This is a genomic window from Kitasatospora sp. NPDC038210 (assembly GCF_055600605.1).
On record NZ_JBVJYK010000076.1, the window covers coordinates 1 to 2,714 of the forward strand.

Consider the following 2,714-nt stretch of genomic DNA (forward strand, 5'->3'; position numbering starts at 1 on the left):
GTCAGCCCACCCCCATCCGCATAGCGCATACCAACGGGATAGCGCGCAAATGATGGTCAGTCAGCTACACAAACAGGCCAATCACCTTGAAGAGCTGATGTCAGTATCCGAACGATCCGAACCCCGGACGACGAACAGTTCACCGACCTGGCCCTGCAGGCCAGTGACTCCGGCCACTCCACGGAGAAGACAGAGAGCCTTACTAGCACTCAGCACCACCCGTTCTGGGACGAAACCACTCACCGCTGGACCGCAGCCTCGGAGCTGCGCCCGGGGGACGAAGTCCGTACTGGGAATGGCCAAACCCTTGTCGTTCGGGAGGTGCGAAACTACAACACCCCTCCGCAGCCCGCCTACGACCTGACGGTCGCAGACATCCACACGTACTATGTAGTTGCGAGCGAGACTCCAGTTCTTGCCCATAACGCCAACTACAAGTGCGTTGTCGAGAACCAAGGCGGTCGATTCGGTGACATGGATCCCGGAACTCCTGGCGATGGACTCACGCCTCACCATATGCCCCAGGACGGCCTCGGCTTCATGCCGAGGGATGAGGGTGGGGCGGTTGTCATGAAGCACGCAGACCATCTGTTGACGCGGACCTGTGGGACTAAGGGTAGGATCACAAAGGCGGCGGAAGCAGGTCTCTCTTTCCGGCAGGCCCTGGCGCGCGATCTCTGGGACATGCGACGAATTGGTCAGCAAAAATATGGAGACCCCAGCTATTTTAACGCTGGCATCACCGCCATGCTGGACTACTATTATGAAAATCGAGTGCTGAAGCAACTGCACGACTGATTTGTCTCAAGTCCATTGCGGCCACCTTTATGCTTTGGGGTGGCCGCAATGGCTTCAATAATTCACGTCGGGCTTGGCGCGCCGCTGCGATTCTATCCGACATTGACTGAGCCGAGGAGCTGTAGTGTCAGTTCGCCCCGAAGTAGAAGCACTTGTGACGGCTGGCCAATTTCCTTCTGAAGATGCCACTTTGGAGGCAATTGAGGCGACTCAGATGTTGCTTGAGCGCGTCGATGGGCCTGTTACTGATGAGGAGGCTCAGGCGCTGTCTAAGCTGTTTGGTCGAGATAACTGCTTCGGGCTCTCTTGGTCACTTCTCCATCTGATTGAAACTGCGCCAGGTGCAAAAGTTGCTAAGTATGAATCGGGATCGCCGAACCTCTGGATTGACTTGCTGAATTCGAGAGTCTCCGTGGGGAATTCGTAATTTATTGACCGAGAGTCAGGCTGGATATAGTTGGCGTGCTTCTCCCTAATAGATTGCTGGTGAATTATCAAATGATTCCGCGTGCTTTTTGGGATTTGCCTCACTGGGGATCTTTCCCAAGGTTTAGCTCGATCGTCTAGAAGTCTGATGAAGATGTTGAGTTCTGGCCCCACCGCGTGAGCGGTGAGGACAGACTCGCTCCGGACGCTCGACATCCTCGCCCGCCGACAGCACGAGCGCTGTTCCTGCACCCCGGAGCAGGCCGCCAGCTGCGCTGCGGTCTCTTCGGCGCCGACACTGGGCGGTGGCGACGTCGGTTGAGTCATGCCGAACATGATGGCCGGTCAGCAACCGGCCCGGAGATCGACCACATCGAGTTCGACTGGTGACCAGCCCACCGTGCTCCCTGCGATTCCGGGGCAGTGGGATCCCGAGACGGGGGGAAGGTGTGCACGGCTACGGCTGTGCACGCCTCCCCCCTATCTCGGGATCTCCCCGATGGGTTCCCGGGTCATTCCCTGGCAGACGGAATTACCTGATGGGCAGTCAGCAGGTGGATGGTGTCCGGGTGGTGCAATTCCATGCTGTGCTGGGTCTCCTGGTGTATCAGCTGGGAAGCTGTGGCGCTGAGAGGCCGTTGTCGTATAGATCGTGGGAGACGTCGGTTCGAGTGTGGCCACACGGCTGGGTGATATTTCCTCGGGGCGCGTATGAAGGCAGGGCCTCCTGTCCAGCTCGGGATTGTCGAAGTCCAAACGAGCAGGCCAGGAGGCCCTGTGTCGCAGTCTTGCGTTCCCGTGCCAGTGTCGTCCAACTCGGCTACCCGGTCGTGTGATTGTCTCGCTCATCGGTTCGGGAACGCGGGCGACCGTGCGGACCGTGTGCGCCGCTACGACTCGGACATGACGGACGCCGAGTGGGCCGTCGTGCGGGACACGATGCCGATCCCGCCGTGGCTGCAGGGACGGGGCGGGCAGCCCGAGAGCTACTGCCACCGCCAACTGCTGGACGCAGTGCGCTACCTGGTCGACAACGGCATCAAGTGGCGGGCGATGCCCGCGGACTTCCCCGCGTTTATGTGGAATCTGACTTGTCAAGGTCATTGGCAGTGCCAGCGACTGCCGGCCCGCACTCGGGGGGAAGGTGAGCGACGACCAAGGCGACTGCGTCACGCGGGTTGTCAGCCTCTCCGATGTCCGCTTGTCCTTGAGGTGAGCGAGTCTTCCACCAGGTAACGCGGTATCTCCCGTCCACGGGAGTAAGAGGCCGTTGTCGTATAGATCGCGGGAGACGTCGGTTCGAGTGTGGCCACACGGCTGGGTGATATTTCCTCGGGGCGCGCATGAAGGCAGGGCCTCCTGTCCAGCTCGGGATTGTCGAAGTCCAAACGAGCAGGCCAGGCCACAGGGCCGTTTCAAAGTCTGGTGATCTTGTGAGTGTGCTGGTCAGGCGATGCCGAGGAGGTCGAGCGGGCGGCTGAAGGGTTCGT

The 2,714-nt window shown here is 59.8% G+C and carries 3 protein-coding genes and 1 pseudogene; 3 read left to right on the plus strand and 1 reads right to left on the minus strand.

What is annotated here, in order from left to right; genetic code table 11:
* Positions 1-153 precede the first annotated feature (153 nt).
* The 3 genes and pseudogenes from ACZ7KX_RS42625 to ACZ7KX_RS42635 form a co-directional block, all read left to right on the plus strand.
* Entirely contained in the window at positions 154-798 is a 645-nt protein-coding gene (locus ACZ7KX_RS42625) for a polymorphic toxin-type HINT domain-containing protein (protein WP_470331333.1), read from the plus strand.
* A 124-nt stretch (positions 799-922) separates the two neighbouring features.
* The gene (locus ACZ7KX_RS42630) at positions 923-1,225 is read left to right on the plus strand and encodes a hypothetical protein (protein ID WP_470331332.1); all 303 of its coding nucleotides are present in this window, start codon (positions 923-925) and stop codon (positions 1,223-1,225) included.
* A 902-nt stretch (positions 1,226-2,127) separates the two neighbouring features.
* Positions 2,128-2,289: pseudogene (locus tag ACZ7KX_RS42635) on the plus strand (transposase); the annotation flags it as partial.
* 10 nt (positions 2,290-2,299) lie between these two features.
* On the opposite strand, the gene ACZ7KX_RS42640 reads toward ACZ7KX_RS42635, so the two are convergent.
* Positions 2,300-2,569: a DUF6193 family natural product biosynthesis protein gene (locus ACZ7KX_RS42640; RefSeq protein WP_470331334.1), complete on the minus strand. Its 270-nt coding sequence runs from the start codon at positions 2,567-2,569 to the stop codon at positions 2,300-2,302.
* Positions 2,570-2,714 lie beyond the last annotated feature (145 nt).

Coding starts and splice junctions, on each gene's coding strand:
- ACZ7KX_RS42640 (WP_470331334.1), bottom strand. CDS start 2,569: ATGCGCGCCCCGAGGAAATATCACCCAGCCGTGTGGCCACACTCGAAC.